The organism is Caulobacter sp. GW822-FHT01G02 (assembly GCF_058802865.1).
Genome location: NZ_JBXAON010000002.1, coordinates 379879 through 404336, shown reverse-complemented (window position 1 = coordinate 404336; position 24458 = coordinate 379879). Strand labels below are relative to the sequence as shown.

General features: G+C 68.7%; 21 protein-coding genes and 2 pseudogenes. 14 read left to right on the top strand and 9 right to left on the bottom strand.

Annotation, left to right across the window (positions count from 1 at the left end):
• Positions 1-114: 114 nt before the first annotated feature.
• The 3 genes from AC1RNC_RS07360 to parE all read left to right on the top strand — a co-directional run bounded on the left by AC1RNC_RS07360 (position 115) and on the right by parE (position 5179).
• Positions 115-1596 (top strand): amidohydrolase, encoded by a 1482-nt coding sequence (locus AC1RNC_RS07360; protein ID WP_492884988.1) that lies wholly within the window; start codon positions 115-117, stop codon positions 1594-1596.
• Complete coding sequence (locus AC1RNC_RS07355; RefSeq protein ID WP_492884986.1) at positions 1596-2948, top strand: amidohydrolase family protein; 1353 nt, start codon at positions 1596-1598, stop codon at positions 2946-2948. The genes AC1RNC_RS07360 and AC1RNC_RS07355 overlap by 1 nt, the downstream gene beginning before the upstream one ends.
• 119 nt (positions 2949-3067) lie before the next feature.
• Positions 3068-5179, top strand: coding sequence for a DNA topoisomerase IV subunit B (parE, locus tag AC1RNC_RS07350; protein ID WP_492884984.1), 2112 nt, complete (start codon positions 3068-3070; stop codon positions 5177-5179).
• A gap of 764 nt (positions 5180-5943) precedes the next feature.
• On the opposite strand, the gene AC1RNC_RS07345 is transcribed toward parE, so the two are convergent.
• Both AC1RNC_RS07345 and AC1RNC_RS07340 read right to left on the bottom strand, forming a co-directional pair.
• Positions 5944-6675: an EcsC family protein gene (locus AC1RNC_RS07345; RefSeq protein ID WP_492884982.1), complete on the bottom strand. Its 732-nt coding sequence runs from the start codon at positions 6673-6675 to the stop codon at positions 5944-5946.
• A 16-nt stretch (positions 6676-6691) separates the two neighbouring features.
• Positions 6692-6804: pseudogene (locus AC1RNC_RS07340) on the bottom strand (hypothetical protein); the annotation flags it as partial.
• 56 nt (positions 6805-6860) lie between these two features.
• Here AC1RNC_RS07340 and AC1RNC_RS07335 point away from each other — a divergent pair.
• The 3 genes from AC1RNC_RS07335 to hdaA all read left to right on the top strand — a co-directional run bounded on the left by AC1RNC_RS07335 (position 6861) and on the right by hdaA (position 9041).
• Positions 6861-7205: a hypothetical protein gene (locus AC1RNC_RS07335; RefSeq protein WP_492884980.1), complete on the top strand. Its 345-nt coding sequence runs from the start codon at positions 6861-6863 to the stop codon at positions 7203-7205.
• Positions 7206-7450: 245 nt separating this feature from the next.
• On the top strand, positions 7451-8125 hold the full coding sequence (locus tag AC1RNC_RS07330) for a hypothetical protein (RefSeq protein ID WP_492884978.1): 675 nt from the start codon (positions 7451-7453) through the stop codon (positions 8123-8125).
• A gap of 229 nt (positions 8126-8354) precedes the next feature.
• Positions 8355-9041 (top strand): DnaA regulatory inactivator HdaA, encoded by a 687-nt coding sequence (gene hdaA, locus AC1RNC_RS07325; RefSeq protein WP_492884977.1) that lies wholly within the window; start codon positions 8355-8357, stop codon positions 9039-9041.
• A 34-nt stretch (positions 9042-9075) separates the two neighbouring features.
• Here the strand turns inward: hdaA and AC1RNC_RS07320 are convergent.
• Positions 9076-9173 (bottom strand): annotated as a pseudogene (locus AC1RNC_RS07320) (hypothetical protein); the annotation flags it as partial.
• 217 nt (positions 9174-9390) lie between these two features.
• Here AC1RNC_RS07320 and AC1RNC_RS07315 point away from each other — a divergent pair.
• The gene (locus AC1RNC_RS07315; RefSeq protein WP_492885502.1) at positions 9391-11529 is read left to right on the top strand and encodes an RNA degradosome polyphosphate kinase; all 2139 of its coding nucleotides are present in this window, start codon (positions 9391-9393) and stop codon (positions 11527-11529) included.
• Positions 11526-11903: a hypothetical protein gene (locus AC1RNC_RS07310; RefSeq protein ID WP_492884975.1), complete on the top strand. Its 378-nt coding sequence runs from the start codon at positions 11526-11528 to the stop codon at positions 11901-11903. Before AC1RNC_RS07315 ends, AC1RNC_RS07310 begins: the two co-directional genes overlap by 4 nt.
• Here the strand turns inward: AC1RNC_RS07310 and AC1RNC_RS07305 are convergent.
• Positions 11900-12880, bottom strand: a complete 981-nt coding sequence (locus tag AC1RNC_RS07305) for a phosphotransferase (protein WP_492884973.1) — start codon at positions 12878-12880, stop codon at positions 11900-11902. The two genes, AC1RNC_RS07310 and AC1RNC_RS07305, sit on opposite strands and share 4 nt — an antisense overlap.
• Before the next feature lie 180 nt (positions 12881-13060).
• Here AC1RNC_RS07305 and AC1RNC_RS07300 point away from each other — a divergent pair, with 180 nt between their 5' ends.
• The gene (locus AC1RNC_RS07300) at positions 13061-14563 is read left to right on the top strand and encodes a Ppx/GppA phosphatase family protein (protein ID WP_492884971.1); all 1503 of its coding nucleotides are present in this window, start codon (positions 13061-13063) and stop codon (positions 14561-14563) included.
• 156 nt (positions 14564-14719) lie between these two features.
• Positions 14720-14992: a hypothetical protein gene (locus AC1RNC_RS07295; RefSeq protein ID WP_492884970.1), complete on the top strand. Its 273-nt coding sequence runs from the start codon at positions 14720-14722 to the stop codon at positions 14990-14992.
• A gap of 63 nt (positions 14993-15055) precedes the next feature.
• On the opposite strand, the gene AC1RNC_RS07290 is transcribed toward AC1RNC_RS07295, so the two are convergent.
• The 3 genes from AC1RNC_RS07290 to rnd all read right to left on the bottom strand — a co-directional run bounded on the left by AC1RNC_RS07290 (position 15056) and on the right by rnd (position 19495).
• A complete protein-coding gene (locus tag AC1RNC_RS07290) occupies positions 15056-16345 on the bottom strand; it encodes a serine hydrolase domain-containing protein (RefSeq protein WP_492884969.1) in 1290 nt (429 codons plus the stop codon).
• A gap of 129 nt (positions 16346-16474) precedes the next feature.
• On the bottom strand, positions 16475-18160 hold the full coding sequence (locus AC1RNC_RS07285; protein WP_492884967.1) for a response regulator: 1686 nt from the start codon (positions 18158-18160) through the stop codon (positions 16475-16477).
• 165 nt (positions 18161-18325) lie between these two features.
• Positions 18326-19495: a ribonuclease D gene (rnd, locus tag AC1RNC_RS07280; RefSeq protein ID WP_492838669.1), complete on the bottom strand. Its 1170-nt coding sequence runs from the start codon at positions 19493-19495 to the stop codon at positions 18326-18328.
• Between the two features lie 135 nt (positions 19496-19630).
• Between rnd and purM the strand changes: the two genes are divergently transcribed.
• From purM to AC1RNC_RS07260, 4 genes are read left to right on the top strand one after another with little or no spacing between them, the layout of a single operon-like run.
• Entirely contained in the window at positions 19631-20656 is a 1026-nt protein-coding gene (purM, locus tag AC1RNC_RS07275; RefSeq protein ID WP_492884965.1) for a phosphoribosylformylglycinamidine cyclo-ligase, read from the top strand.
• Complete coding sequence (gene purN, locus AC1RNC_RS07270; protein ID WP_492884963.1) at positions 20656-21255, top strand: phosphoribosylglycinamide formyltransferase; 600 nt, start codon at positions 20656-20658, stop codon at positions 21253-21255. The genes purM and purN overlap by 1 nt, the downstream gene beginning before the upstream one ends.
• A gap of 49 nt (positions 21256-21304) precedes the next feature.
• A complete protein-coding gene (locus tag AC1RNC_RS07265) occupies positions 21305-21556 on the top strand; it encodes a helix-turn-helix domain-containing protein (protein ID WP_492884961.1) in 252 nt (83 codons plus the stop codon).
• 10 nt (positions 21557-21566) lie between these two features.
• Positions 21567-23249 (top strand): SulP family inorganic anion transporter, encoded by a 1683-nt coding sequence (locus AC1RNC_RS07260; RefSeq protein WP_492884959.1) that lies wholly within the window; start codon positions 21567-21569, stop codon positions 23247-23249.
• A gap of 46 nt (positions 23250-23295) precedes the next feature.
• Here AC1RNC_RS07260 and AC1RNC_RS07255 read toward each other — a convergent pair whose 3' ends face one another.
• Positions 23296-23937 carry a YoaK family protein gene (locus AC1RNC_RS07255; protein ID WP_492884957.1) on the bottom strand — a complete coding sequence of 214 codons (642 nt, stop codon included), beginning with the start codon at positions 23935-23937 and terminating at the stop codon, positions 23296-23298.
• An 87-nt stretch (positions 23938-24024) separates the two neighbouring features.
• Positions 24025-24444 carry a nucleoside-diphosphate kinase gene (ndk, locus tag AC1RNC_RS07250; protein ID WP_492884955.1) on the bottom strand — a complete coding sequence of 140 codons (420 nt, stop codon included), beginning with the start codon at positions 24442-24444 and terminating at the stop codon, positions 24025-24027.
• Positions 24445-24458: the final 14 nt, after the last annotated feature.

The window sequence follows — 24458 nt, the reverse complement described above, 5'->3', positions numbered from 1 at the left end:
AAGGAACAGGCGGAACGATTTTGCCGGCGACCGGCTCCATTCGCCCCTGCTTTGACTTGATAACGGGGTTCATTTCGTCTGTCCTTCCCGCCTCTTCGAGAGTCGGGGTTTTTCATGATCAGATGGCGTAACGCGGCGGCTGCCGTGAGCCTGCTCGCGCTGGGACTTTCAGCCTGCGCGACGACCGGGACCGGCGGTCCCGCCAAACCGTCCAGCACGGCGCAAAAGGATGGCAAGCCAGCCGAGAAGGCCGAGATCAAGCCGCTGCCCAAGGGCCTGGACGGCCAGGCCTCGACGGGCTTCCCGTCGACCTACAAGCCGTTCCCCTCGCAGGCCACGGCCTTTGTCGGCGCCACGGTTCTGACCGCCACCGGCCAGCAGATCGACAATGGCGTCGTCGTCACCTCGGGCGGCAAGGTCGTCGCCGTGGGCGGTCCCGAGACCGCGATCCCGGCCGACGCCGTCAAGATCGATGCGACCGGCAAGTGGCTGACCCCGGGCATCATCGACGCCCACAGTCACTTGGGCGTCTATCCCTCGCCAGGCGTCCAGGCGCGCTCGGACGGCAACGAGGCCACCGACCCGAACACCGCCCAGGTCTGGGCCGAGCACTCGGTCTGGCCGCAGGATCCCGGCTTCAACCGGGCCCGCGCCGGCGGCGTGACCACGCTGCAGATCCTCCCCGGCTCGGCCAACCTGTTCGGCGGCCGCTCGGTGACGCTGAAGAACGTCCCCGCCCTGACCATGCAGGGCATGAAGTTCCCCGACGCCCCCTACGGCCTGAAGATGGCCTGCGGCGAGAACCCCAAGCGGGTCTATGGCGGCAAGGGCCGTTCGCCCTCCACGGCGATGGGCAACGTCTTCGGCTATCGCAAGGCCTGGATTGACGCGGCCGACTACGCCCGCAAGTGGGACGATTTCCGCGCCAAGCAGCAGAAGGGCGAAAAGGCCGATCCGCCCAAGCGCGACCTGCAACTGGAGACCCTGGCCGGCGTGCTGAAGGGCGACATCCTGGTGCAGAACCACTGCTACCGCGCCGACGAAGAAGCCACGATGATCGATATCGCCAAGGAGTTTGGCTACAAGATCACGATGTTCCACCACGCGATCGAGAGCTACAAGATCGCGCCCCTGCTGGCCAAGGAAGGCATCTGCTCGGCGACCTGGGCGTCGTGGACCGGCTTCAAGATGGAAAGCCTGGACGGCATCGACGCCAACGCCGCCATCCTCTGGAAGAACGGCGCCTGCGTGGTCATCCACTCGGACGATCCGATCATGACCCAGCGGCTGAACCAGGAAGCCGCCATCGCCATGACCGCCGGCAACAAGCTGGGCTACGGCATCAGCCGGGCCGAGGCGATCAAGTGGATCACCGCCAATCCGGCGAAGGCCATGGGCATCGGCGACAAGACCGGCTCGATCGAACCCGGCAAGGCCGCCGACCTGGTGATCTGGAGCCGCGACCCGTTCAGCGTCTACGCCCAGGCCGAAAAGGTCTTCATCGACGGCGCGCTGATCTATGATCGCAAGGACGCGCGCTTCCAGCCCAAGTCCGATTTCGAGCTCGGCCAACCCGGCCAGGGAGCGTTCAACTGATGATCCGGTCACTGCTTCTCGCCAGCGCCGCCTGCGCGCTGGCCCTTCCCGCGGCGGCCGAGACCGTCGCCATCGTCAACGCCCGTATCGAGCCCGTCTCCGGCCCGGCGATCCCGGCCGGCACGCTGGTGATCAAGGATGGCAAGATCGCCGCCCTAGGCGCCAGCGTCGCCGTTCCGGCCGGCGCCAAGGTGATCGACGCCAAGGGCGGGGTCGTCACCCCGGGCCTGGTCGCCTCGTCCTCGAACCTCGGCGCGTCCGAGGTCAGCGGCGTGCGGGAAACCCGCGACGACGGCACCGGCAACGCGCTCAGCGCCGCCTTCGACATCAGCTACGGGATCAACCCGGCCTCGACCTTCATCCCGTTCGCCCGGGACGGGGGCATCACCAGCTCGGCCGTCGTGCCGGTGCTGTCAGGAACCGGCGGCGGCGCGCACGAGCATGCCGACGACGGCGTGGTCGAGGAGATGACCGCCGGCAAGACCGGCGACGGCGATCCCTCGCTGTTCGGCGGCCAGGCGGCGTTCATCCGCCTGAAGGCCGGGGCGAGCGACATCGTCGAGGCCTCCAAGCTGGCCGTCACCGTCTCGCTGGGCGAGAGCGGCGCGCGGGCGGCCGGCGGTTCGCGCGGCGCCGACCTGATCCTGATCCGCTCGGCCCTGGAGGACGCTCGCGCCTTCGCCAGCCGCCGCGCGGCCTTCGAGCAGGGCGCGACTCGGGACTTCGGTCTCTCGCGCCTCGACCTGGCGGCCCTGATCCCGGTGGTGCAGGGCAAGACTCCGCTGCTGATCCGCGTCTCCCGCGCCGCCGACATCCGCCAGGCCCTGAAGCTGGCGGCCGAGGAGAAGATCAAGATCATCCTCGAAGGCGTCGAGGAAGGCTGGCTGGTCGCCCCCGAGATCGCCAAGGCCGGCGTACCCGTCATCGTCGATCCGCAGGCCGACCTGCCCGACAGCTTCGAGACCCTGGCCTCGCGCCTGGACAACGCCGCCCGCCTGAACGCCGCCGGCGTGAAGGTGGCGATCAACGGCTCGCGGGACTTCAACAACCTGCGCCAGGAACGGCTGAACGCCGGCCTCGCGGTGGCCAACGGCCTGCCCTACGCGGCCGGCCTGGCCTCCGTGACCCTGGTCCCCGCCAAGATCTGGGGCCAGGACGGCAAGATCGGCTCGCTCGAAGTCGGCAAGCTGGCCGACGTCGTGGTCTGGAACGGCGACCCGCTGGAGACCACCAGCTGGCCGCTGAACGTCTTCGTGGGCGGCGTCGAGCAGCCGCGGGACAGCCGCCAGACCCAGCTGCGCGACCGCTACGCGGCCACCGACCAGAGCGGCTATCCGCCCGCCTATCGCTAGGCTTTCCGCCTGGCTCTAGCGATCCGCCCCCGGCTTAGCTGGGGGCGGATTTTGCTTTTCAGGGGAAGGCCGCGAGGCCATACGAGGCCCCCGCGTTCGAATCGCCTAGACTTGCCCCAATGTCATCTTCCGATAAGACCCCCTCGCTGTTCGACGACGACGCCCTGGCGCCCGTCCCCGCCGCGCCGTTCCAGACCAGCGTGGAGCCGCACGTCGAACCGACGCCGCGTCCGATCCCGCCGCCGCCTCCGTCGAGCAAGCCGGCCCCGCCGTCCGCGCCGGCCAAGGTCAGCGCGCCGGGCGAATATTCGGCCGCCGACATCGAGGTGCTGGAAGGGTTGGAGCCGGTCCGCAAGCGTCCCGGCATGTACATCGGCGGCACCGACGAGCGGGCGCTGCACCACCTGTTCGCCGAAGTGCTCGACAACTCGATGGACGAGGCCGTGGCCGGCTTCGCCAAGACCATCGAGGTCAAGCTCGACGCCGACGGTTACCTGTCGGTCAAGGACGACGGGCGGGGGATGCCCGTGGACCCACACCCCAAGTACCCCGGCAAGTCGGCGCTGGAGGTCATCATGACCGTCCTGCACGCCGGCGGTAAGTTCACCGGCAAGGCCTACGAGACCTCCGGCGGCCTGCACGGCGTCGGCGCATCCGTGGTCAACGCCCTGTCCGAGCGCGTCGAGGTCACCGTCTGGCGCGACGGCTTCGAGCACCTGCAGGTGTTCTCGCGCGGCAAGCCGCTGGGCCCGATCCAGCAGGTCGGCCCGTCGCGCAAGAAGGGCACCATGGTGCGCTTCAAGCCCGACGACGAGATCTTCGGCGAGGGCGTCGGCTTCAAGCCGGCGCGCCTGTACCGCATGGCCCGCTCCAAGGCCTATCTGTTCCGCGGCGTGCAGATCAAATGGTCCTGCGATCCCTCGCGGATCCACGATCAGACCCCGCCCGAGGCCACGTTCCACTTCCCCAACGGCCTGGCCGACTTCCTGGCCGAGCGGACCAAGGGCCTGAACACCGTCACCCCCGAGAGCTTCTCGGGCCGCATCGAGCGCCAGGGCGAGGCCGGCGCGGTCGAGTGGGCCGTCAGCTGGACTCCCCAGGGCTTCGGCGAGCACGACGGCTTCATGCAGTCTTACTGCAACACGGTCCCGACCCCCGAGGGCGGCACCCACGAGAGCGGCTTCCGCGCCGCCCTGACCCGCGGCCTCAAGGCCTATGCCGACCTGAAGGGCGAGAAGCGCGGCACGATCATCACCGCCGACGACGTCGTCGCCCAGGCCGGCGCCCTGATCTCGGTGTTCATCAAGAACCCCGAGTTCCAGGGCCAGACCAAGGAAAAGCTCTCGACCTCCGAGGCCCAGCGCTTCGTCGAGGCGGCGCTGCGCGACCCGTTCGACCTGTGGCTCTCGTCCAGCCCGAAGAACGCCCAGGCCCTGCTGGAGTTCGTCATCGAGCGGGCCGAGGAGCGCCTCAAGCGCCGCAAGGACAAGGAAGTCACCCGCGCCAGCGCCACCCGCAAGCTGCGCCTGCCCGGCAAGCTGGCCGACTGCGCCGGCGGGGCGGTCGACGGGGCCGAGCTGTTCATCGTCGAAGGCGACTCGGCCGGCGGCTCGGCCAAGCAGGCCCGCGACCGCAAGTACCAGGCCATCCTGCCGCTGCGCGGCAAGATCCTGAACGTCGCCTCGGCCTCCGGCGAGAAGTTCACCGCCAACAAGGAGCTGTCGGACCTGATGCTCGCGCTCGGCGCCCAGGGTGGCGCCAAGTATCGCGAGGAAGACCTGCGATACGACCGCATCATCATCATGACCGACGCCGACGTCGACGGCGCCCACATCGCCAGCCTCTTGATCACCTTCTTCTACCGGACCATGCCGGACGTGATCCGCCAGGGTCACCTGTATCTCGCCCTGCCGCCGCTCTACCGCATTTCCCACGGCGGCAAGAGCGAATACGCCCGCGACGACGCCCACAAGGACGAGTTGCTGGCCACGGTGTTCAAGGGCAAGAAGCCCGAGATCGGCCGCTTCAAGGGCCTGGGCGAGATGATGGCCTCCCAGCTGAAGGAGACCACCATGGACCCAAAGAAGCGCACCCTGGCCCGCGTGACCCTGCCGCGCGCCGAAGAGGCGGTGGAAAGCCTGGTCGAGACGCTCATGGGGCGGAAACCGGAGCTGCGGTTCCGGTTCATCCAGGAGAATGCGGAGTTCGCGTCGGCGGATCTGGATCTGTAGGCGCGGAGCTGTCCCCCTCCACCGCCGTTCGGCGGTCCCCCTCCCCCAACAGGGGGAGGAGAGGCTCCCCTGTCCCCCGCCGCGTGACGGCTCTCTTCTCCGCCCCGTTTGGGGGCGGACAGACCTGCGTGAGCAGGTCAGGTGGGGGCCAGTGCTGAGTCAGACGCACGTCCGCCGCTTCACGCGGCGCGGCCGCTGAAGGGGTTGGGGAGGCGACGGAGCGGCCGGGCGAACCCGGAGACCGTGAGGTTTGTGTGTGTTTCGGCTCGCGAGTCCGCTCCGCCAGGCTGTTCTTGCCCGTGAGGATGGGGGGCGTGAGCGTCTTTCAGCTCGGGACCCCACTAGCCCCCGGACGGGCGCGGACCAAGTCGATCGGCTACATCCGTCTCGACCCCGACGATCCACGATAGGCGGCTTATACGATCACCGCCCTGTCGCTCCGCTGTCGGCTTTGATCCCAACGATCCCGTCACCCGTACGCGCTCCTAAAGAGTAAGCCGCACGACCTGACGACACCGCCGGGAACCGCCAGCGGCCCCGCTCAACCTACCCCCGCCGCCGTTTTGGGCCGGATCCAAACGCCCTCCCCCGCGACGGGGACAGCTCTGAGTATCGCGGCGGATTCAACGCGGATCATTCAGCGGCGCGTAAAATCGACAAGTCGTTGATTTCGTGGGGTTCGATGTCGCCAACGCCGGGGATACAGCGCCGCCAATCCCCACAAACAACCGTCATTCCCGCCCTTGTGGCGGGAATGACGAACGTTAGGGTGTCATCGGGGTTAGCTCAGTCCTGACAGCCCCCTGCTCGGCCCGCATCCGATACGCCATCACCGCCGTGTGCCCCAGCCGCTCGACCAGCCGCCAGTTGACGATCGCCCCCAGCGGCGCGCCGACCACGGGGATGAACTGGGCCAGTTTCGCGAGATCGATGTGGTCGCGGTACTGCTGCTGGAAGGCCCGCCAGTCGAAGTCGTCCAGGTGGGCCGGATGCGGCCGCGCGTCCCAGTCGTCCATCGCCGCCAGCACTCGGGCTCGGTGCGGAGCATCCGAAAACGCCAACTCGAAGATGTGAAGGATATACAGACGCTCGGGCAGCTGCGTCCCGTCGTGGCCGAACACGGCGGCGATCTCGAACAGCAGCTTGATCTTGAAGCTCATCAGCAGCGGGAAGTCGGCCGCCGCCGCCAGGAAGCCGCCGAACCCGGTGACCCCGCCCTCGGCCGCCGCCGCCTTCTTCCAGCCGTCGATCGCCTTGGCCGCCCGGGCCCGGCGCTCGTCCAGGGTCAGGCCGATCAAGGGCGAACCCGTCGCGTAGTCCGACCCGACCAGCAGCGCCCGCGTCATCCCCGCGATGGCGGCGGTGATGGCGGCGTGGACCTTCTCGGGGATCAGCCTGTTGATCCGCTGCTGGGTCGCGCGGGCGATGCCGTTCAGCGGGCCGGCGGGCCGGGTCAACTCGGCGCGCCAGGCGAGGAGGTCGGGGGAGAGATCCATGACAGCACCTTAGCAAACCCCGGCGGGTCCGCCCTCGTCCTTCGACAAGCTCAGGATGAGGTCTACTGTTCGCCGCGGTTCATTCGAAACCTCATCCTGAGCCTGTCGAAGGACGAGGTTTCGCCGCACCGCCTCAACGACGCGAATACCGTGGCCCCGCCAGCGCCATCCGCTACCCTCCCGCCATGACCGACGCCCAGCGCCTGACCCTCGTCCGCGCCGTCCACACGGTGATCTATGTGGTGATGGCCAGCGCCGCCCTGGTCGTGCTGGCCGCCGGGATCACCGGGGCGCGCGGTCCCTGGCTGTGGGTCGCGCTGGGCCTGACGGCGATCGAGAGCGCCGTCTTCGCCGCCTGCGGCTTCAAATGCCCCCTGACCGCCGTCGCCGTGAAGTACGGCGCCACCAAGGATGGCCCCTACGACACCTTCTTCCCGGAGCCCTGCACGCGCCACACGTTCCGGGTGTTCGGGCCGGTGATCTTGGTGGGGGTGGTGTTGTTGATGTGGCGGTGGGTGTTCAGGGGCTAGGGACGTTTAACGCTCATCAGACACTCCTCTCCAGCTCCGAAAAGCTAGCCTAGGTGTCCACTCAAACTTGGGAGGATCAGCAGTGGGGCGGGCATTCAGTTTCGCCCCATAGTTGCCACTTTGGCCTGGGGCTATCTACGTAGTTGTAGACGGAAATCAGTCGGATGACGGAGGCCAGACGAAGAAGGCGCAAGGGTCCAACACGGGCCTTTTTTCTTAGTCTTCTGTCTGTCTTAGCGGCTCACTTGGTGCTGTTCCTCGGTCTAGACCAGTGGCGGCAGACGAAGCCGGCCGGGGACGACCACGAAACGCCTTCAACGTTGGAACTATTGATTCTACCCCGTCCGAAGCCGCCTGAGCAGAAAGCGGCAGAAGTCAGTGTTAAGGCCGGGCGCGCGCAATTTACGCCGCAAGCCGCAGCGGCTTTGGATGCGACGCGCTTTGAGGCTCGGGTCCGGGCAGCGACGGCCGCGCCCGGTCGGCTCACGGATCAATTGAGCGTCCGTCCCTCAGGCACGCCTCCCTTACAAAGCCCGAGCAGCGGCGGAGATGGTCAAGCGATCGACCGTGGCCGTCTCTCTGGCGCCTTGAAGGGGTGGCAAAGATGTCGACTAAACGGTTCTCAAATAGGCGCCGAAGAGCGTCAGCAGTGCGATGAACGGCTCGGCGCGATGGCAAAAGAATCGACTGCGCTTGAAGGTGGGACCATGTCGCCCGAAGCGCGCGCCGGGTTCGATCTCGCATGGAAAGAAGATCACGCTCCAGCCAAATGGGCGCAGTTGGGCTGTCTTGTCCGATTTGGGCAAGGCAAGGTTGTGACCTACAAGCCAACCCGGGGCGTCAGTCTGGGTCCGTGCTTCTTCGCGACGCCGAAAGCGACGCTTCAACCCGTGAAGCCGAAGGCCAAAGGCTTTGACTAGTTAAGAGTGGAGTTTGAACCGCCCCGAGTTTGCCGTAGGCCATTTGGTTCGAGTCACGCGGCCATGGCGGGCTCCTGGCGCTCTGCCGCCGCTCTAGAACAAACGCCTCGCCTCCCCATCCACACCCCCATCCGCCCTATCCCCACTATCCCCAACCGTCCCGCCTCGCCCTAACCGCCGACGCGCCCTATATCCCTACCCAACCATTCACCACGCCGGGCTCCAGGGATTGTCGACCCAGTTCAGACTGCCGCTGACCGCCGCGCCGAGCTACGGCCGGGAGGACTTCGCCGTCTCGGGCTGTAACGCCGACGCCGTGGCGCGGCTGGACGCCTGGTCGAACTGGCCCGAGGGGCGGCTGGCCCTGGTCGGGCCGGTCGGCAGCGGCAAGACCCACCTGGCGCGGACCTGGGCGGCGCGGACGGGCGCGGTGGTGATCAACGCCGAGGCGACGCAGCCCCCGGACCTGCCGGCCCTGCGCGGCCGGGCCGTGCTGGTCGAGGACGCCGACCGGAGGTCGGACAGCGCCGCCTTGAGCGACGAAGACCTGTTCCACATCCTCAACATGGCCGGGGTCGACGGCGGCGGCGTGCTGCTGACCGCCCGCGTCCCGCCGATCGCCTGGAGCTGCGCGGTGCCCGACCTGCGCTCGCGGCTCAACGCCCTGACCGTGGCGGAGATCGCCGAGCCCGACGACGTGGTGCTGCGGGCGGTGCTGGAGCGCGCCTTCCGGGCCGAGCACCTGAAGCCCGATCCGGACCTCTATCCCTATCTGATCGCCCGCCTGCCCCGCTCGGCCGCCGAGGGCCTGGCCGCCGCCAAACTGCTGGACGAGGCCGCCTCGCAGCAGCACCGCGCGGTCAACAAGGCCCTGGCGCGCGAGGTGCTGGGGGATCTGGAAACGGACGAGGACTAGCGGGTTTTACGCCGCCTCCCCGCATTTCCTTCTTGTCATCCCGGAAAGCCCGCGGGGCTTGTCCGGGACCCAGGGGCGGACGACCGCGGCGGCCCCTGGGTCCCGGCTCTCCGCTGCGCTGCGGCCGGGATGACGGCGGATTGATTGCTCAGCACACACACTGTCGTCACCCCGTCACGGCCCTCCGCCACCATTGGGCCTTCACCCTCCGGAAAAATTCTGCGTTAGACTGAGGCCCATGACCGACGCTGCCGCCCTTCCGAACCCGACTCCGCAACTCGCGCCGCTGGCGCCCGCCGCGCCCGAGATCCCTGTTCCGCAGACCGGCCTCGTGCTCGACGCCGAGCTGATGGCCTCGCCGGAGCGGTTCTTCAACCGCGAGATCTCGTGGCTGGCCTTCAACCAGCGGGTGCTGGAAGAGAGCGGCAATCCGCGCCACCCGCTGCTGGAGCGCCTGCGGTTCCTGTCGATCAGCGCCAACAACCTCGACGAATTCTACATGGTCCGCGTGGCCGGCCTGAAGGGCCAGGTGCGCGAGGGCGTGCGGGTGATCAGCCAGGACGGCCTGACCCCCGGCGAGCAGCTGGCGCGCATCAACGCCTCGGCCGCCGAACTGATGGGCGAGCAGCAGAAGATCTGGCGTCAGGTCCGCACCGAGCTGCGGGACGAGGGGCTGAAGCTGCTCGACGCCAAGGACATCGAAAGCGCCGACCGGGCCAAAGCCGAGGACATCTTCCTCAGCCAGATCTTCCCGGTGATGACGCCGCTGGCCATCGACCCGGCCCACCCGTTCCCGTTCATTCCGAATCTCGGCTTCTGCCTGGCCTTGAAGCTGCGGCGGATCGCCGACGACAAGCACCTCTACGCCCTGGCGCCGATCCCCTCGCAGGTGCGGCGGTTCTGGGAGCTGTCGTCGGTGGTGACGCGCGGCAAGAAGCGCCAGCGCAAGATCATGGCGCTGGAAAGCTTCATCATCCTGTTCCTGGACCACCTGTTCCCCGGCTACGAGGTCGAGGGCCGGGGCCTGTTCCGCCTGATCCGCGACAGCGATCTGGAGATCGAGGAAGAGGCCGAGGACCTGGTGCGCGAGTTCGAGGCGCGGCTGAAGAAGCGTCGCCTGGGCCGGGTGGTGCGGGTCAAGATCCAGACCACCATGCCGCCGGACCTGCGCGACTTCATCATCGAGGGCCTGCGCGCCGAGCCCGAGGACGTGATCCTGGTCGACGGCAAGCTGGGCCTGGCCCAGATGTCGGAGCTGATCCCGCCGGACCGTCCGGACCTGAAGTTCCCGCCCTACAACGCCCGCTTCCCCGAGCGCGTGCGCGACCACGGCGGCGACTGCTTCGCGGCGATCCGCGAGAAGGACATCCTGGTCCACCACCCGTTCGAGAGCTTCGACGTGGTGGTGCAGTTCATCCGCCAGGCCGCGCGCGACCCGAACGTGCTGGCGATCAAGCAGACGCTGTATCGCACCTCCAAGGACAGCCCGATCGTGGCGGCCCTGATCGAGGCGGCCGACAACGGCAAGAACGTCACGGCCCTGGTCGAGATCAAGGCGCGCTTCGACGAGGAGAATAACCTGAAGTGGGCGCGCGACCTGGAGCGGGCGGGCGTGCACGTGGTGTTCGGCTTCGTCGACTGGAAGACCCACGCCAAGCTGTCGGTGGTGGTGCGCCGCGAGGGCGAGGGCCTGCGCACCTACTGCCACTTCGGCACCGGCAACTATCACCCGCAGACGGCGCGGATCTATACGGACCTGTCGCTGTTCACCTGCGACCCGGCCCTGGGCCGCGACGGGGGCAAGCTGTTCAACTTCATCACCGGCTACGCCCAGCCTGGAAGGCTGGAGAAGCTGTCCTTCTCGCCGATGACGCTGAAGCCGGACCTGCTGAAGATGATCGCGGCCGAGGCCGACAACGCCCGGGCCGGCAAGCCGGCGGGCGTCTGGGCCAAGATGAACGCCGTGGTCGATCCGCAGATCATCGACGCCCTCTACGCCGCCAGCCAGGCCGGCGTGCAGATCGAGCTGGTCGTGCGCGGCATCTGCTGCCTGCGTCCGGGGATCAAGGGGCTGTCGGAGAACATCCGGGTCAAGTCGATCGTCGGCCGCTTCCTGGAACACTCGCGCGTGGTGGCCTTCGCCAACGGCGCGGCCATGCCCGGCGCACAGACGCGGGTGTTCATCAGCTCGGCCGACTGGATGCCGCGCAACCTGGACCGCCGCGTCGAGACCCTGGTCCCGGTCGAGAACCCGACCGTGCACCAGCAGGTGCTGGACCAGATCATGGTCGCCAACCTCAATGACGAGGCCCAGAGCTGGCGTCTCGACAGCGAGGGCGACTATACGCGCGACCCGGCCTGGAAGACCAAGGGCGCGTTCTCGGCCCACGACTACTTCATGACCAACCCCAGCCTGTCGGGCCGCGGACACAAGACCAACGACATGCCCCGGGCCTTCGACCACGTCGGCACCAAGCGCAAGCGTTGAGGGGCTGGGCCCTTGTCCCGCTGCTGATGCTGTCGGCCTGCGCGCCCGCCAGGCAGGCCGACATCTGCGCGATCCAGGCCCTGCCCGCCCGCCCCGGCGTCGACCGCTTCGGCGTCCCGCCGGGCGTCGAGCGCAGGGCCCAGGCGGTGGCCGAGGTCTACGGCCCCGGCGTGCTCGGCGGCTACCACATCCGCTGGTGGGGCCTGTGCGGGCGTAAGGCCGAGACCACCGACATGCTGCTGCTCGGCCCCGCGCCCTGGGCTCTGACCAAGGGCGGTCAGCGCGCCCACGGCCGCCAGGTCAGCTACGGCACCTGCTATCACCGGCGCCAGGGCGACGGCTGGCGCACGGTGGCCTGCCGGATCAATCCCTAGCTCGCGATCGACGCGGCTTCCACGAAGGCGCCCGAAGCCAGGTTCGCCCTCACCACTCGCAGCCTCGCCAGCCCGTAGGCCAGCCGGCCTTCCTCCGTCGCCAGCAGCGGCTCGCCCAGCGCCAGGCGCTGGTGGAGGGCGTCGAGGTCCGGACCGTCCAGCCGCTCCGCCCTCGCCCGCCCCGCCACGCCGGCGACGAACACCGCGGCGTGGAAGACGTGGCTGACCTGGCGGAACAGCCACAGCCGCGCCCGCTCGCCGTCCGTCGCCGCGCGCCCGAAATAGGTCCGCAGCAGCAGGGCCTCGCTCTCCGGGGCGGCGGCATAGGTGTTGGCGATCGCGGCCAGATCGACATAGCGGTCGGCCCGGAACGCCGCCTCCCAGTCGACCAGCCAGATGCGCCGGCCGTCATAGACGAGGTTGCCGGGATTGAGGTCGTTGTGGCTGGACACCGGCTGCGGCGTCAGGCGCTTGCTGACCTCGCGCAGCCGCGCCCAGTCGTCGAACGCCCCGATCGGGACCACGCCCGCGCGCGCCGCCTGGTCGACCAGGGCGTCGAGACCGTCCAGATAGTCGACCAGAGCGGGAAAGCCCTCGATGGCGTGCAGCGCCCGCACGGCCTGGGCCAGTTCAATCACAAGGTCGGCGCGGGTCCCGGCATAGTCCAGGGCCAGCGAGCGGGCCTCGATGAAGTCGCTGATCACCACCCCGTCGTCCGGATCGGCGTAGCGCACGCGCGGCGCCAGGCAGGCCCGCGCCGCCAGCTTCAGGCAGGCATAGCCGCGATGCGGGTCGCGCAGACCGTCACGCCCGGCCTCGATCCGCAGCAGATAGGCGATGCCGCCGACCCGGATCTTGTAGACCCCCGCCCCCGACAGCCCGCCGGACACCGGCGTCCAGCCGTCCAGGGTCTCGGTCCCGAACGTGGCGCGCAGAGCCTTGCGGACGGCGGGGAGCTGGTCGGGGGAAACGGACATCGGCGGAACCTCTCGAAGATCGCCGCTTTATTTACCCGGGTAGAATATGAGTCAATATCACCCGGGTTATAATAGCGAAAATGATCAAGGCGTTTTCCGACAAGCCTTTCCGCGCGTTCTTCCTCATCGAAAACGATCGTGACCGCTTCCCCCAACCCGCGAATACGCTAAACCGTCCCCATGCCCTTCCAGGCGCCGCGCGACGCGGCCGTGATCGATATCGGTTCAAACTCGGTCCGCCTGGTGGTGTACCGGCTGGAAGGCCGCGCCATCTGGACCGTCTTCAACGAGAAGGTCCTGGCGGGCCTGGGCCGCGACCTGGCCAAGACCGGCCGCCTGTCGCCCGAGGGCGTCATCCAGACCCTGCAGGCGCTGAAGCGATTCCGCGCCGTGCTGGAGGCGGTCAATCCCGCCGAGACCTTCGTCGTCGCCACCGCCGCCGCCCGCGACGCCAAGGACGGCCAGGACTTCATCGACCGCGTGCGCGACGAGACCGGCTTCATCGTCCGGGTGCTGTCCGGTGAGGAAGAGGCCCACTACGCCGCCGTCGGCGTGTTGGCCGGCGCCCCAGACGCCGAGGGCGTGGTCGGCGACCTGGGCGGCGCCAGCCTGGAGCTGGTCCGGCTGTCGTCCACCGGCGCGGGCCGGGGCGTGACCCTGCCGCTAGGCCCGTTCAGCCTGGCCGGCCCCAACGGCGCCGCGCATGGCGTCTTCGACGGCGAGCGCGTCCGCCGCCTGGCCCGCGAGCGTCTGTCCCCGGTGGCCGCCGACTTCCGCAGCGACACCTTCCACGCCGTGGGCGGCGCCTGGCGCAATCTCGCCCTGCTGCACATGCGGCTGTCGGGCTACCCGCTGCACGTCGTGCACCAGTACGAGATCAGCGCCGGCGAGGCCCTGGACGCCGCCCGCCTGGTCGCCCACCAGTCGAAAAGCTCGCTGGAGCGCATCGAGGGCATGAGCAAGAAGCGCTCGGAGACCCTGCCCTACGCCGCCGTGGTGCTGGAGGCCCTGATCGAGCAGTTGCATCTCAAGCGCATCGAGATCTCGGCCTATGGCGTGCGCGAGGGCCTGCTGTTCGAGGCCATGCCGCCACGCGTGCGGGGTTTGGACCCGCTGATCGAGGGCTGCTACGCCCTGGGCCACCGCCAGGGCGTCGCCGACGACCTGGGCCCGGCCCTCGACGCCTGGATCGCGCCCGCCTTCCGCATCCTGCCCGCGCTGTTCGGCGAACGCGATGGCATCCTGGTCTCGGCCGCCTGCCGCCTGTCGGACGTCGGCGCGCGCCTGCATCCCGATCATCGCGCCGACCTGGTGTTCGAGCAGGTGCTGCGCGCCCCGATCGCCGGCCAGAACCACGCCGAGCGCTGCTTCGTGGCGGTCGCCTCGCACGCCCGTCACGCCACCAACTTTCACCCGCCCGAACTGCCGACCCTGGAGCGCCTGCTGAGCCCCGCCCAGTTGAAGCGGGCCCGCGCCCTGGGGGCCACGATCCGCCTGGCCTGCGACCTCTCGGGCCGCAGCCCCAGCCTGCTGGCCCGCTCGCGCCTGACCCTGGACAAGACGCATCTGATCCTGGCGGCGGAGCCCGGCTACGCCAATCTGCTGCTCGGCGAACAGACCAGCAAGCGCGCCAATACCGCCGCGCAACATCTGAACCTGAAGCCAAAGATTATCACGGCGTAAATTCAGGTATAGACGAACCTCTCAACATACTTAACCGGCCATGAACCTCCCCGATACGGGGAAATAGACAAGCTGTCACAGACTAGCGGCATCGACACTGCACATTTTGTTAGCAATGCTTCCGTAGCTTGACCTCAACGAAATAAACGGAGGTCAGTGATGTTGAAGCGTAAGGTCGACTACCTGGATGCTATCGCTCCGGCTCCCGAGGCCCGCAAGCGTCCCGAGCTGCATGTCGCCAACGATCACGACGCGCCCGTGGCCAGCGCCGCCCGCACCCTGCAATCGGAAATCGGCCGCGTCTTCGCCCAGGAAAACACCTGGTCGGTCCGCCGCACCGTCGCCATCGGCGTCGTCTTCCACCTCGGCGTCTTCTGCGCCCTGGGCCTGGCCGCCGGCGGCGCGTTGAGCCAGTTCGCGCAGCACTAGGGGTTTCTGGGGCGCATACCGTTTCCCTCTCTCTTTGAGAGAGGTTTCGGTAAGCGCATACTCTCAATCCGACAGCGACGCCTCCGCGCCCGGCTGGCCGGAGTCCAGGTCCAGATAGTCCGTGAACGGGAGCCTGTAGACGCGGTCGAAGAACTCGCCCTGGAAGCGGAAAGGCAGGTTGGCGTCGCTATTCCACAGCATGACGATGCCGGTCTTGGTCGCCGGGTCGAACATCATGGTCGAGCGGTAGCCCGAGACGCCGCCGCTGTGGCCGACCAGGCGATGGCCCTTGTAGGTGAAGCTGCGCATCCCCAGACCATAGGCAGGGTTCTTCAGCTCGCGAGCGATGTTCAGGCGGCCGTAGGGCCGGCCGGTGGCGACGCGGGGACGCTGCACCTCGTCCAGGACGGTCGACGACAGGACGTTGGGCTTCAGCCCCATCTGGGCCTGCATCCAGGTGGCGAGATCCACGATGGTCGAGTTGACGCCGGCCGCGGCGGGCACGTGATAGTAGGCGTCCGACAGCTTCAGCTCCCGGCGAGCGCGGTCGTGGGGCCGGGCCCAATGCGCGGCCGAGGTCAGGCCGGCCATGCCGATCGAGGCCCCGGTCATGCCCAGGGGGCCGAACAGCTTGCGCTGCACGGTGGCGGCATAGGGCTCTCCGGTCTTGCCCTGGATGACCTCGGTGATCGTGTCGTAGGCGACGTTCTGGTAGCTGTGGCAGGTGCCCGGCGGGCAGACCGGCTTCAGCGCGCCATAGGAGGCCCGGATCTTGGCCGGATCGACGCCGTCCTCCAGCTGGCCGTCATAGGCGTTCTTGCCAAGGCCGGTGCGCTGCGCCAGCAGGTCCTCGACCGTCAGAGTGTTCTGCGCGTCGCCCGGCAGGCGCAGGCTGGTGTTGAAGGCCACCAGCGGCTCGGTCAGCGACAGGCTCCCGTCCGCCGCCATCCTCGCGCTGAGGGTCGACGAAACGGTCTTGGACAGCGACGCCCAGCGGAACACGGTGCGGGCGTCGACCTTCGCGCCGCCTTCGGTCGTGCGGCCATAGCCGTGGACGAAGGACAACCGCCCCTTCTCGACGACGGCGACGGCCAGGCCCTCCATGGTCTTGTCGGCGGCCATCGCGGCGATGCGGGCGTTCAGGGCGTCATAGTCGATGTCGCCATGCCAGGCGGACGGCTTTTCGGGCGTGTTCAGCGCCGCCTGCTCGATCGCCTCGGACACCGCCTTGGGCGCTTTCTTCAGGAACGGCAGGGTCGCCAGGCCGCCGACAAGGACGAGGCCCGCCGCGCCGGCGGCGATCCATTTCAGGCGCCGACGCTTTTCCCAGTCGCTTAGCCAGATCCTCGACACGGCGCGTAAACTCTTGAAACTGGATTGGAAACCGATCGCGGCGAGACGCGCGCGGCGACTCGTTCGTTGCGCTTCCTTCTAGCGAGAACGCCCGCGATATGCGCCGAAAAAGGGGCGAGGCGGCAGGTTCTAGCCGAACAGCGCCGTGTAGAGATCACGCGGGTTGACCGGCTTTTCCACCCAGCCCGTCATGCCCGCCTCGCGGCAAGCGGCGACTTCGTCGGGCGAGGCGGCGCCGGTGACGGCGATGATCGGCGTCTGGCTATTGGCGCCGTCCTCGCGCAGCCGGCGAGCGGCTTCCAGCCCGTCCATGCCGGGCATGCGCACGTCCATCAGAATGGCGTCGAAGATCTGCCGCTCGGCCGCCAGCAGGGCCGCCTGGGCGTCCTCGGCGGTCTCCACCCGGGCGCCGAACGCCTCCAGCATCTGGCGCAGGGCCCGGCGGTTGATGTCGTGGTCGTCGACGACCAGAACCACCGGCGCCTCATCGCGCACGGCCAGGGCCTGGACCTCGTCCTCCGCCGGTTCGACCGGCGCGGCGCCGTCGGGCGCGGGCAGGCGCAGGGTGAAGCGCGCGCCGCCTTCCGGAGCGTTAGCCGCCGTCAGCTCGCCGCCCATCAGCCGGGCCAGATCGCGGCTGATCGACAGGCCAAGACCCGTGCCGCCGAAGGCGCGGGCGGTCCCCGCGCCCAGCTGCTCGTAGGGGCTGAACAGGCGCTCGATCTGGTCGTCCTTCAAGCCGGGGCCGGTGTCGCGCACGACGATGGCCACCTGGCGCGGCCGCTCGCGCTCGACGCCGACGTCGACGCTGACCTGGCCCTGACCATCCCCCTTGCTTTCAGGAGTGAACTTGATGGCGTTGCTGAGCAGGTTGTTGAGGATCTGGCGGGTGCGCATCGGGTCGCCTCTCACCCATTGCGGCAGGGTCTCGACGCCGGTCAGGGTCAGAGCGACGCCCTTGGCCGAGGCGGCGCAGCGCCAGAACTCGACGGCGTCGCCGACCACGGCCGGCAGGTCGTAGTCGACCATCTCGACACCCATGCGCCCGGCCTCGATCTTGGAGAGGTCCAGCAGGTCGTTGAGCATGGCGCGCATCATCACCCCGGCGTCGGTGACCAGGGCGGCCGAGCCTTCGCGGTCCAGGGCCGCCGCGCCGTTCAGTATGGCGTTGATCGGGGTGCGCAGCTCGTGGCTGACCATGGCGATGAAGGCCGACTTGGCGGCCGTCTGGCGCTCGGCCGCTCGCCTCGCGGCCCGCTCGGCGACCATGGTCCGCTCCGACCACAGGAAGACTATCGACAGCGTCAGGCAGAAGAGCCCGCAGCCGATCAGGAAGAACACCGTGATCGGATCGCGCGCGTCGCCGGCGACCAGCGGCGTGACGAACAGGTAGATGATGTGCGGGGCCGCCGCCGCGATGAAGGCGACCAGGCAGCCCTCCGCGCCCATCAGGGCGGTGAAGATCGAGCCGGACAGCAGCAGCACGGCGCCGGCCGAGCCCATCTGCGTATCCATCGCCCACAGCGGGATGGCCAGCCAGCCGAAGATCGCCGCCATCAGGAAATCGCCGACGAGGTTCAGCGCCACGGCGCGTCCAGGGGCCGGCGCGTTCAGGAAATGGCGCAAGGCCAGGAACTTGGCCGCCTGGACGACGACGAAAACGCCCGACCATGCGAACAGGAAGTGCAGGCTAGGCCACACCAGCGCCATCGCACAGAGGACCAGCACGACGAAGAGGCGAAGGGGGATCAGGCGTCGCCGCGACACCGCGGCGGGGCGGTAGGCGTCCGCCAGGTTGTCCCAGAATGCACTCAACGCAACCCCCGTACACGGCGCGTTCTACTCCCGGGGGAGCGGCGCGGCGGGGCCTTGTACGCCAGCAACCCCTTGCGCGCACGGGAAAATGGCTCGATCCGAGTAGCAAAGGGGCGCGACAACCTTAGCGGTCGCCGCGCCCTTTGATCACTTCGGTCGTAAGGCCTACTCGGCCTTCGGAGCCCGTCGGACCTCGACGACGCGGACCTTGGCGCCGTCCAGCACCAGGGCCAGCTCGCCGCGCTTGATCTTCAGGGCGTCGGCCCCGAAGGCGTCGCGGCGCCAGCCGGTCAGGGCCGGCGTCATGGCGTTGTCGTCGGCGGCGATCTTCTCCAGGTCCGAGACCGTGGCGATCAGCTTGGAGGCGACGCCCGCCTCTTCCGCCCGCGCCTTCAGCAGCACCTTGAGCAGCTCGACCACGGCGCCGGCGTTCTGGGGCGGCGGCGGACCGGGCTTGTCGACGGTCGGGGCGTAGCCCTCCGGATCGGCCAGCGCCGCCTTGATCGCGGCCAGCAGGTCCGGCCCGAACTTGCTGCCGCCAAAGCCTTTGGGCACGCCGCGCAGGTTGTTCAGGGCTTCCAGGCTGGTCGGCGCCTGGGTGGCCAGTTCGTCGATGGCCTCGTCCTTGAGGATGCGGCCGCGCGGCTGGTCGCGGCTTTGGGCGGTGCGCTCGCGCCAGGCGGCGACGGCCTTGAACACGGCCAGATACTTGGAAGCCGTCTTGCGCGGACGCAGGCGACGCCAGGCCTTTTCCGGATCGACGTCGTAGGCGGCGGGATCCGAGATGGCGGACATCTCCTCCTCGACCCAGGCCAGGCGACCCGAGGTCTCGAGGCGCTCACGCAGGGTCGGGAACAGGGCCGCCAGGTGGGTGACGTCGGCCAGGGCGTAGGTCAGCTGGGCTTCGGTCAGCGGCCGGCGGGCCCAGTCGGTGAACCGGCTGGACTTGTCGAGCTCGATGCGCAGCATCTGTCGGACCAGGGCGTCATAGGCGATCTGCTCGCCGAAGCCCGCCGCCATGCCCGCCACCTGAGTGTCGAACAACGGCCTCGGCATGGCCTTCAGGTTGTTGAAGATCTCAACGTCCTGACGGGCGGCGTGGAACACCTTGAGGATGCTCTCGTCGCGCATGACGGCCAGCAGCGGCTCGAGGTCGATGCCCTCGGCCAGTGGATCAATGACGGCTTCGTGCGTGGGCGAGGCGACCTGGATCAGGCACAATTTGGGCCAGTAGGTCGTCTCGCGCATGAACTCGGTGTCGACGGCGACGAAAGGCTCGCCCGCGAGCGCATTACAGAACGCCGCCAGCTCGGCGGTGGTGGTGATCGGCTTCATCGGCTGCTAATAGCCTCGCGCCCCCCCGAGTCTGCAAGCGTCAAGACGCGCTTAGCGGCGCCGGGGAGCGAATTTTCCGCGAGTTCGGACGGGTTCACCGCCCTCCGATAGACCAGAGCGAGCGCCAGAGCGACCATGAGCGATCAGCCGAACGGCCTTACCTACGCCCAGGCGGGTGTCGATATCGACGCGGGCAACGCCCTGGTGGACGCCATCAAACCCCTGGCCAAGGCCACCCGCCGCCCCGGCGCGGAAGCCAGCCTGGGCGGCTTCGGGGCCCTGTTCGACCTCAAGGCGGCCGGCTACGAGGACGCCCTGCTGGTCACCACCACCGACGGCGTCGGCACCAAGCTGCGCATCGCCATCGACGCGGGCATGCACGCCACGGTCGGCATCGATCTCGTGGCCATGTGCGTCAACGACCTGCTGGCGCAAGGCGCCGAGCCGCTGATGTTCCTGGACTATTTCGCCACCGGCAAGCTGGACATCGAGGTCGCCAAGAGCGTCGTCGCCGGCATCGCCGAGGGCTGCAAGCTGGCCGGCGCGGCCCTGGTCGGCGGCGAGACCGCCGAGATGCCGGGCATGTACGGCGACGGAGAGTATGATCTCGCGGGCTTCTCCGTTGGAGCCGTCGAACGCGACGGCGTCCTGCCCAAGCTGGACAAGCAGCGCGCCGGCGACATCATCATCGGCCTGGGCTCCTCGGGTCCGCACTCGAACGGCTATTCGCTGGTGCGCCGCGTGGTCGAGCGCTCGGGCCTGGCCTGGGACGCCCCCTGCCCCTTCGAGGACGGCAAGACGCTGGCCGAGGCCCTGATGGCCCCGACCCGCATCTATGTGAAGTCGCTGCTGCCCCTGCTGCAGTCGGGGCGCGTCAAGGGCGGCGCCCACATCACCGGCGGCGGCCTGATCGAGAACCCGCCGCGCGCCATCGCCGAAGGCCTGGCGGCCGAGTTCGACTGGAACGCCTGGGCCCTGCCTCCGGTGTTCGAGTGGATGGCCAAGGTTGGCGGCGTCTCCGAGCACGAGATGCGCCGCACCTTCAACTGCGGGGTGGGCTTCATCATCATCGTGGCGCAAGCCGACGCTGAACCCGTCCTGGCCGCGCTGCTGAACGCCGGCGAGGACGCCTTCATCTGCGGCCAGCTGGTCAAGGCTTGATGCTGAAGAAGACCAAGGTCGCCGTCCTGATCTCGGGCCGGGGCTCCAACATGGAGGCCCTGGTCCGCGCGGCGAAATCGCCGGCCTGCCCGTTCGAGATCGCCCTCGTCTTGGCCAACAAGCCGGACGCCGGCGGTCTGGCCACGGCGGCGGCCGAAGGCGTCGAGGCCCTCTGCGTCGACCAGAAGCCGTTCGGCAGGGACCGCGAGGCCCACGAACGCGCCATCGACGCGGCCCTGCGCGAGCGCGGGATCGAGGTGATCGCCCTGGCCGGCTACATGCGGATCCTGACGCCGTTCCTGGTCGACGCCTGGGAAGGCCGGATGCTGAACATCCACCCCTCCCTGCTGCCGGCCTATCCGGGCCTGGACACCCACGCCCGCGCCATCGCGGCCGGCGAGGTCGAGGCGGGCTGCACCGTCCACCTGGTCACGGCCGGCGTCGACGAGGGCCCGATCCTGGGCCAGGCCCGCGTGCCGATCCTGCCCGACGACGACGACCACAGCCTGGCGGCCCGCGTGCTGGAGCAGGAGCACAGGCTCTATGCCCAGACCCTGGCCGAGTTCGTGCGAACCCTCGGGCCAGGCGCCGCGAGCTGATTGCTAATCTCCCGATCTTGATGCTTCATACATCACACGGGACATCCAGATGATCACTGGGCCTCAGATCCGCGCCGCCCGCGCCTTACTCGGCATAGACCAGAAGCAGCTGGCGCGGCTGTCCGGGCTGTCGGTTCCGACCATCCAGCGGATGGAGGCTTGCGAAGGCTCGGTCCGCGCGGTCGTCGACAGCCTGGAGAAGGTCATGAAGGCCCTGGCCTCGGCCGGGATCGAGTTGATCGTCGAGGACGCCCCCAGCCAGGGGGGCGGGCGCGGGGTCCGGCTGCTGGAGAAGCGCTGAGGGTCGAGCCATGGGCCTGAACTGGCGGTTGTTCGAACCCAAGACGGCGACGGTGCTTCGCCAGGGCTACGCGGCCGCCGACTTTCGCGCCGACCTGATCGCGGGCCTCACGGTCGCCATCGTCGCCCTGCCCCTGTCCATGGCCCTGGCCATCGCCTCGGGAGCCACGCCGGACCGCGGCCTGGTCACGGCGGTGGTCGCCGGTTTCCTGATCTCGCTGCTAGGCGGCAGCCGTTTCCAGATCGGGGGCCCAACCGGGGCCTTCGTCGTCGTGGTCTACGGGGTGATCGCCCAGCACGGCTATGACGGCCTGCTGATGGCGACCCTGATGGCCGGGGGCATCCTGGTCCTAGCCGGACTGTCGGGCCTGGGAACCTTCATCAAGTACATTCCCGACCCGGTCACCACGGGCTTCACCACCGGCATAGCGGTGATCATCTTCACCAGCCAGATCAAGGACTTCCTGGGTCTGACGGCGGAGAACGTCCCGGCGGACTTCCTGCCGAAGCTCGCGGCCCTGTGGGAAGCCCGCGCCAGCCTCAGTCCGCCCACCATCGTCCTGGCGCTGGCCTGCCTGGCCCTGATCCTGGCCCTGCGTCACTGGGCGCCCAAGGCGCCTGGGTTCCTCGTCGCGACTATCGCCGGGGGTGTTTTCGTCGCCCTGGCCCATCCGCCGATCGAGACCATCGGATCGCGCTTTGGCGGCGTGCCCTCCAGCCTGCCGGCTCCCAGCCTGGCGTTCTGGTCCATGGCCAAGGCCCAGGCGGTGGCGCCCAGCGCCTTCACCATCGCCTTGCTCGCCGGGGTGGAGTCGCTGCTGTCGGCCGTCGTCGCCGACCAGATGACCGGCCGTCGGCACCGGTCGGGCGCAGAGCTGGTCGCCCAGGGCGTGGCCAACATCGGCGCGACCTTGTTCGGCGGCATGCCGGCCACCGGAGCCATCGCCCGCACGGCCACCAACATCCGGGCCGGCGCCCGCTCGCCAGTGGCCGGCATGGCCCACGCCGCCTTCCTGCTGCTGTTCATGCTGCTGGCCGCCCCGCTGATGCGGTTCGTACCGCTGGCGGCCCTGGCGGCGATCCTGATGATCGTGGCCTTTAACATGGCCGAACTGCACCGGTTCGCGGCCCTGCTGCGCGCCTCGAACGGCGAGCGGGCCATCCTGCTGACCACCTTCGCCCTGACCGTGCTGGTCGACCTGACCCTTGCCATCGAGGTAGGCATGGTGCTGGCCGCCTTCGTGTTCATGCATCGCATGGCCCGGCTGGCCGAGGTGCGGCACGGCGAGGGGCCGATCGCCCTCGACGGCCTGGAGGGCGACTCGCGCGAGCCCTACGCCCCCAATTTCGGCCTGCCCGACGACGTGGCCGTGATCACGTTCCGCGGCGCGCTATTCTTCGGCAGCGCCAGCCTGGTCAAGGACGCACTGGAGGACGTCGCCGGCCGCAAGCGCTGTTACATCCTGCGCCTGGAGGATACGCCGATGGTCGACCCGACCGGCGCCTTCGCCCTGGCCGACCTGCTGCGCCGCACCCTGGCCGACGGCGAGGTGATCCTCTGCGGCGCCTCGCGGCAGGTCTTGCGCGACCTGCTGCGGACGATCGGCGCGCCGCTGCTGCGTCGCACACGCATAGCCGCCGACTTCGATATGGCCAAGCGGATAGCGATGGCGGGCGAGATCGAGAAATCCTAGAGCCTGTTTATCTCGTTTAGACGGTTCCATCTAAACGAGACAGGCTCTAGACCGACCGCCAGCGCCGTTCGGTCCACAGGGCCGCGCCGGTTAGGATCGCCACGCCAACCCACAAGGACGACGCTCCGATCGTCAGGTAGGTCAGGGCGCCCAGCGCCCCGCCAGCGGTCAGGCCCATCCACAGAAGGACGAACCGCGGCCAGTCGTTCGGCTCGCCGCCGGCCAGGGCGCCAGCGATACGCTGGCCGGCCCGCACAAGAGTGCCAGTCATGTAGGTCAGGCCCACGGCCACGTCGCCGTTGCGCTGGAAGACCGCGTTCTCGGCGCCCATGGCCATGGCGACGCAGGTGACCCCGGCCGTATCGAATCCGGCCGTCAGAAGGCCTGCGCCCACGGCCAGCAGCGCCGCCTCCAAGACCAGCACCGGAGATCGACGGTTCTCGCCGAACACGCGGGCCGTCAGCGCCCCCAGCACTACCCCGCCGACGAACGAGCCCACCAGGGTGATCGCCGTCAGGACCCCCTTCCAGTCCATCGTCGCCAGCGCCACGCCCAGCCGCGTGGAGTTGCCGCTCATGAACGAGACGAAGAACCCGCCCAGTTTCAGGAAACCGATCGCATCCACATAGCCGGCCACGCCCGAAAGGGTGATCGCCAGCGCCACTTCGCCGCGCCTGTAGTCTTTCAACGCCAGCCCCGATATTCGATTCAAAAGAAAACGCCCGGATCGTCACCGATCCGGGCGCTTGGCGTCATCCGAAAATGACAGGCTGGATCAGCCGACGATCTGGTCGTCCGTGAAGAACTGGGCGATTTCGATCGCGGCGTTCTCTTGGCTGTCCGAACCGTGGACCGAGTTTTCGCCGATCGACAGGGCGAACTGCTTGCGGATGGTGCCTTCGGCGGCGTCCTTGGGGTTGGTGGCGCCCATGACTTCGCGGTACTTGGCCACGGCGTTGTCGCCTTCCAGCACCTGCACAACGACCGGCTCGGCGGTCATCTGGGCGACGAGTTCGCCGTAGAACGGACGCTCGGCGTGGACTTCGTAGAACTTCTTGGCTTGTTCTTCGGTCAGGCGCACGCGGCGCTGAGCGACGATGCGCAGGCCAGCGGCCTCGATCACCGCGTTGATGGCGCCGGTCAGGTTACGACGGGTGGCGTCCGGCTTGATGATCGAGAAGGTGCGTTCGGTCACGGAGTGATCTCACA

Excerpts from the sequence above, each read along its gene's own strand:
- AC1RNC_RS07360 (WP_492884988.1), top strand. The coding sequence starts at position 115 with ATGATCAGATGGCGTAACGCGGCGGCTGCCGTGAGCCTGCTCGCGCTG.
- AC1RNC_RS07355 (WP_492884986.1), top strand. The coding sequence starts at position 1,596 with ATGATCCGGTCACTGCTTCTCGCCAGCGCCGCCTGCGCGCTGGCCCTT.
- parE (WP_492884984.1), top strand. The coding sequence starts at position 3,068 with ATGTCATCTTCCGATAAGACCCCCTCGCTGTTCGACGACGACGCCCTG.
- AC1RNC_RS07345 (WP_492884982.1), bottom strand. The coding sequence starts at position 6,675 with ATGGATCTCTCCCCCGACCTCCTCGCCTGGCGCGCCGAGTTGACCCGG.
- AC1RNC_RS07335 (WP_492884980.1), top strand. The coding sequence starts at position 6,861 with ATGACCGACGCCCAGCGCCTGACCCTCGTCCGCGCCGTCCACACGGTG.
- AC1RNC_RS07315 (WP_492885502.1), top strand. The coding sequence starts at position 9,391 with ATGGCCTCGCCGGAGCGGTTCTTCAACCGCGAGATCTCGTGGCTGGCC.
- AC1RNC_RS07305 (WP_492884973.1), bottom strand. The coding sequence starts at position 12,880 with ATGTCCGTTTCCCCCGACCAGCTCCCCGCCGTCCGCAAGGCTCTGCGC.
- AC1RNC_RS07300 (WP_492884971.1), top strand. The coding sequence starts at position 13,061 with ATGCCCTTCCAGGCGCCGCGCGACGCGGCCGTGATCGATATCGGTTCA.
- rnd (WP_492838669.1), bottom strand. The coding sequence starts at position 19,495 with ATGAAGCCGATCACCACCACCGCCGAGCTGGCGGCGTTCTGTAATGCG.
- purM (WP_492884965.1), top strand. The coding sequence starts at position 19,631 with ATGAGCGATCAGCCGAACGGCCTTACCTACGCCCAGGCGGGTGTCGAT.
- purN (WP_492884963.1), top strand. The coding sequence starts at position 20,656 with ATGCTGAAGAAGACCAAGGTCGCCGTCCTGATCTCGGGCCGGGGCTCC.
- AC1RNC_RS07265 (WP_492884961.1), top strand. The coding sequence starts at position 21,305 with ATGATCACTGGGCCTCAGATCCGCGCCGCCCGCGCCTTACTCGGCATA.
- AC1RNC_RS07260 (WP_492884959.1), top strand. The coding sequence starts at position 21,567 with ATGGGCCTGAACTGGCGGTTGTTCGAACCCAAGACGGCGACGGTGCTT.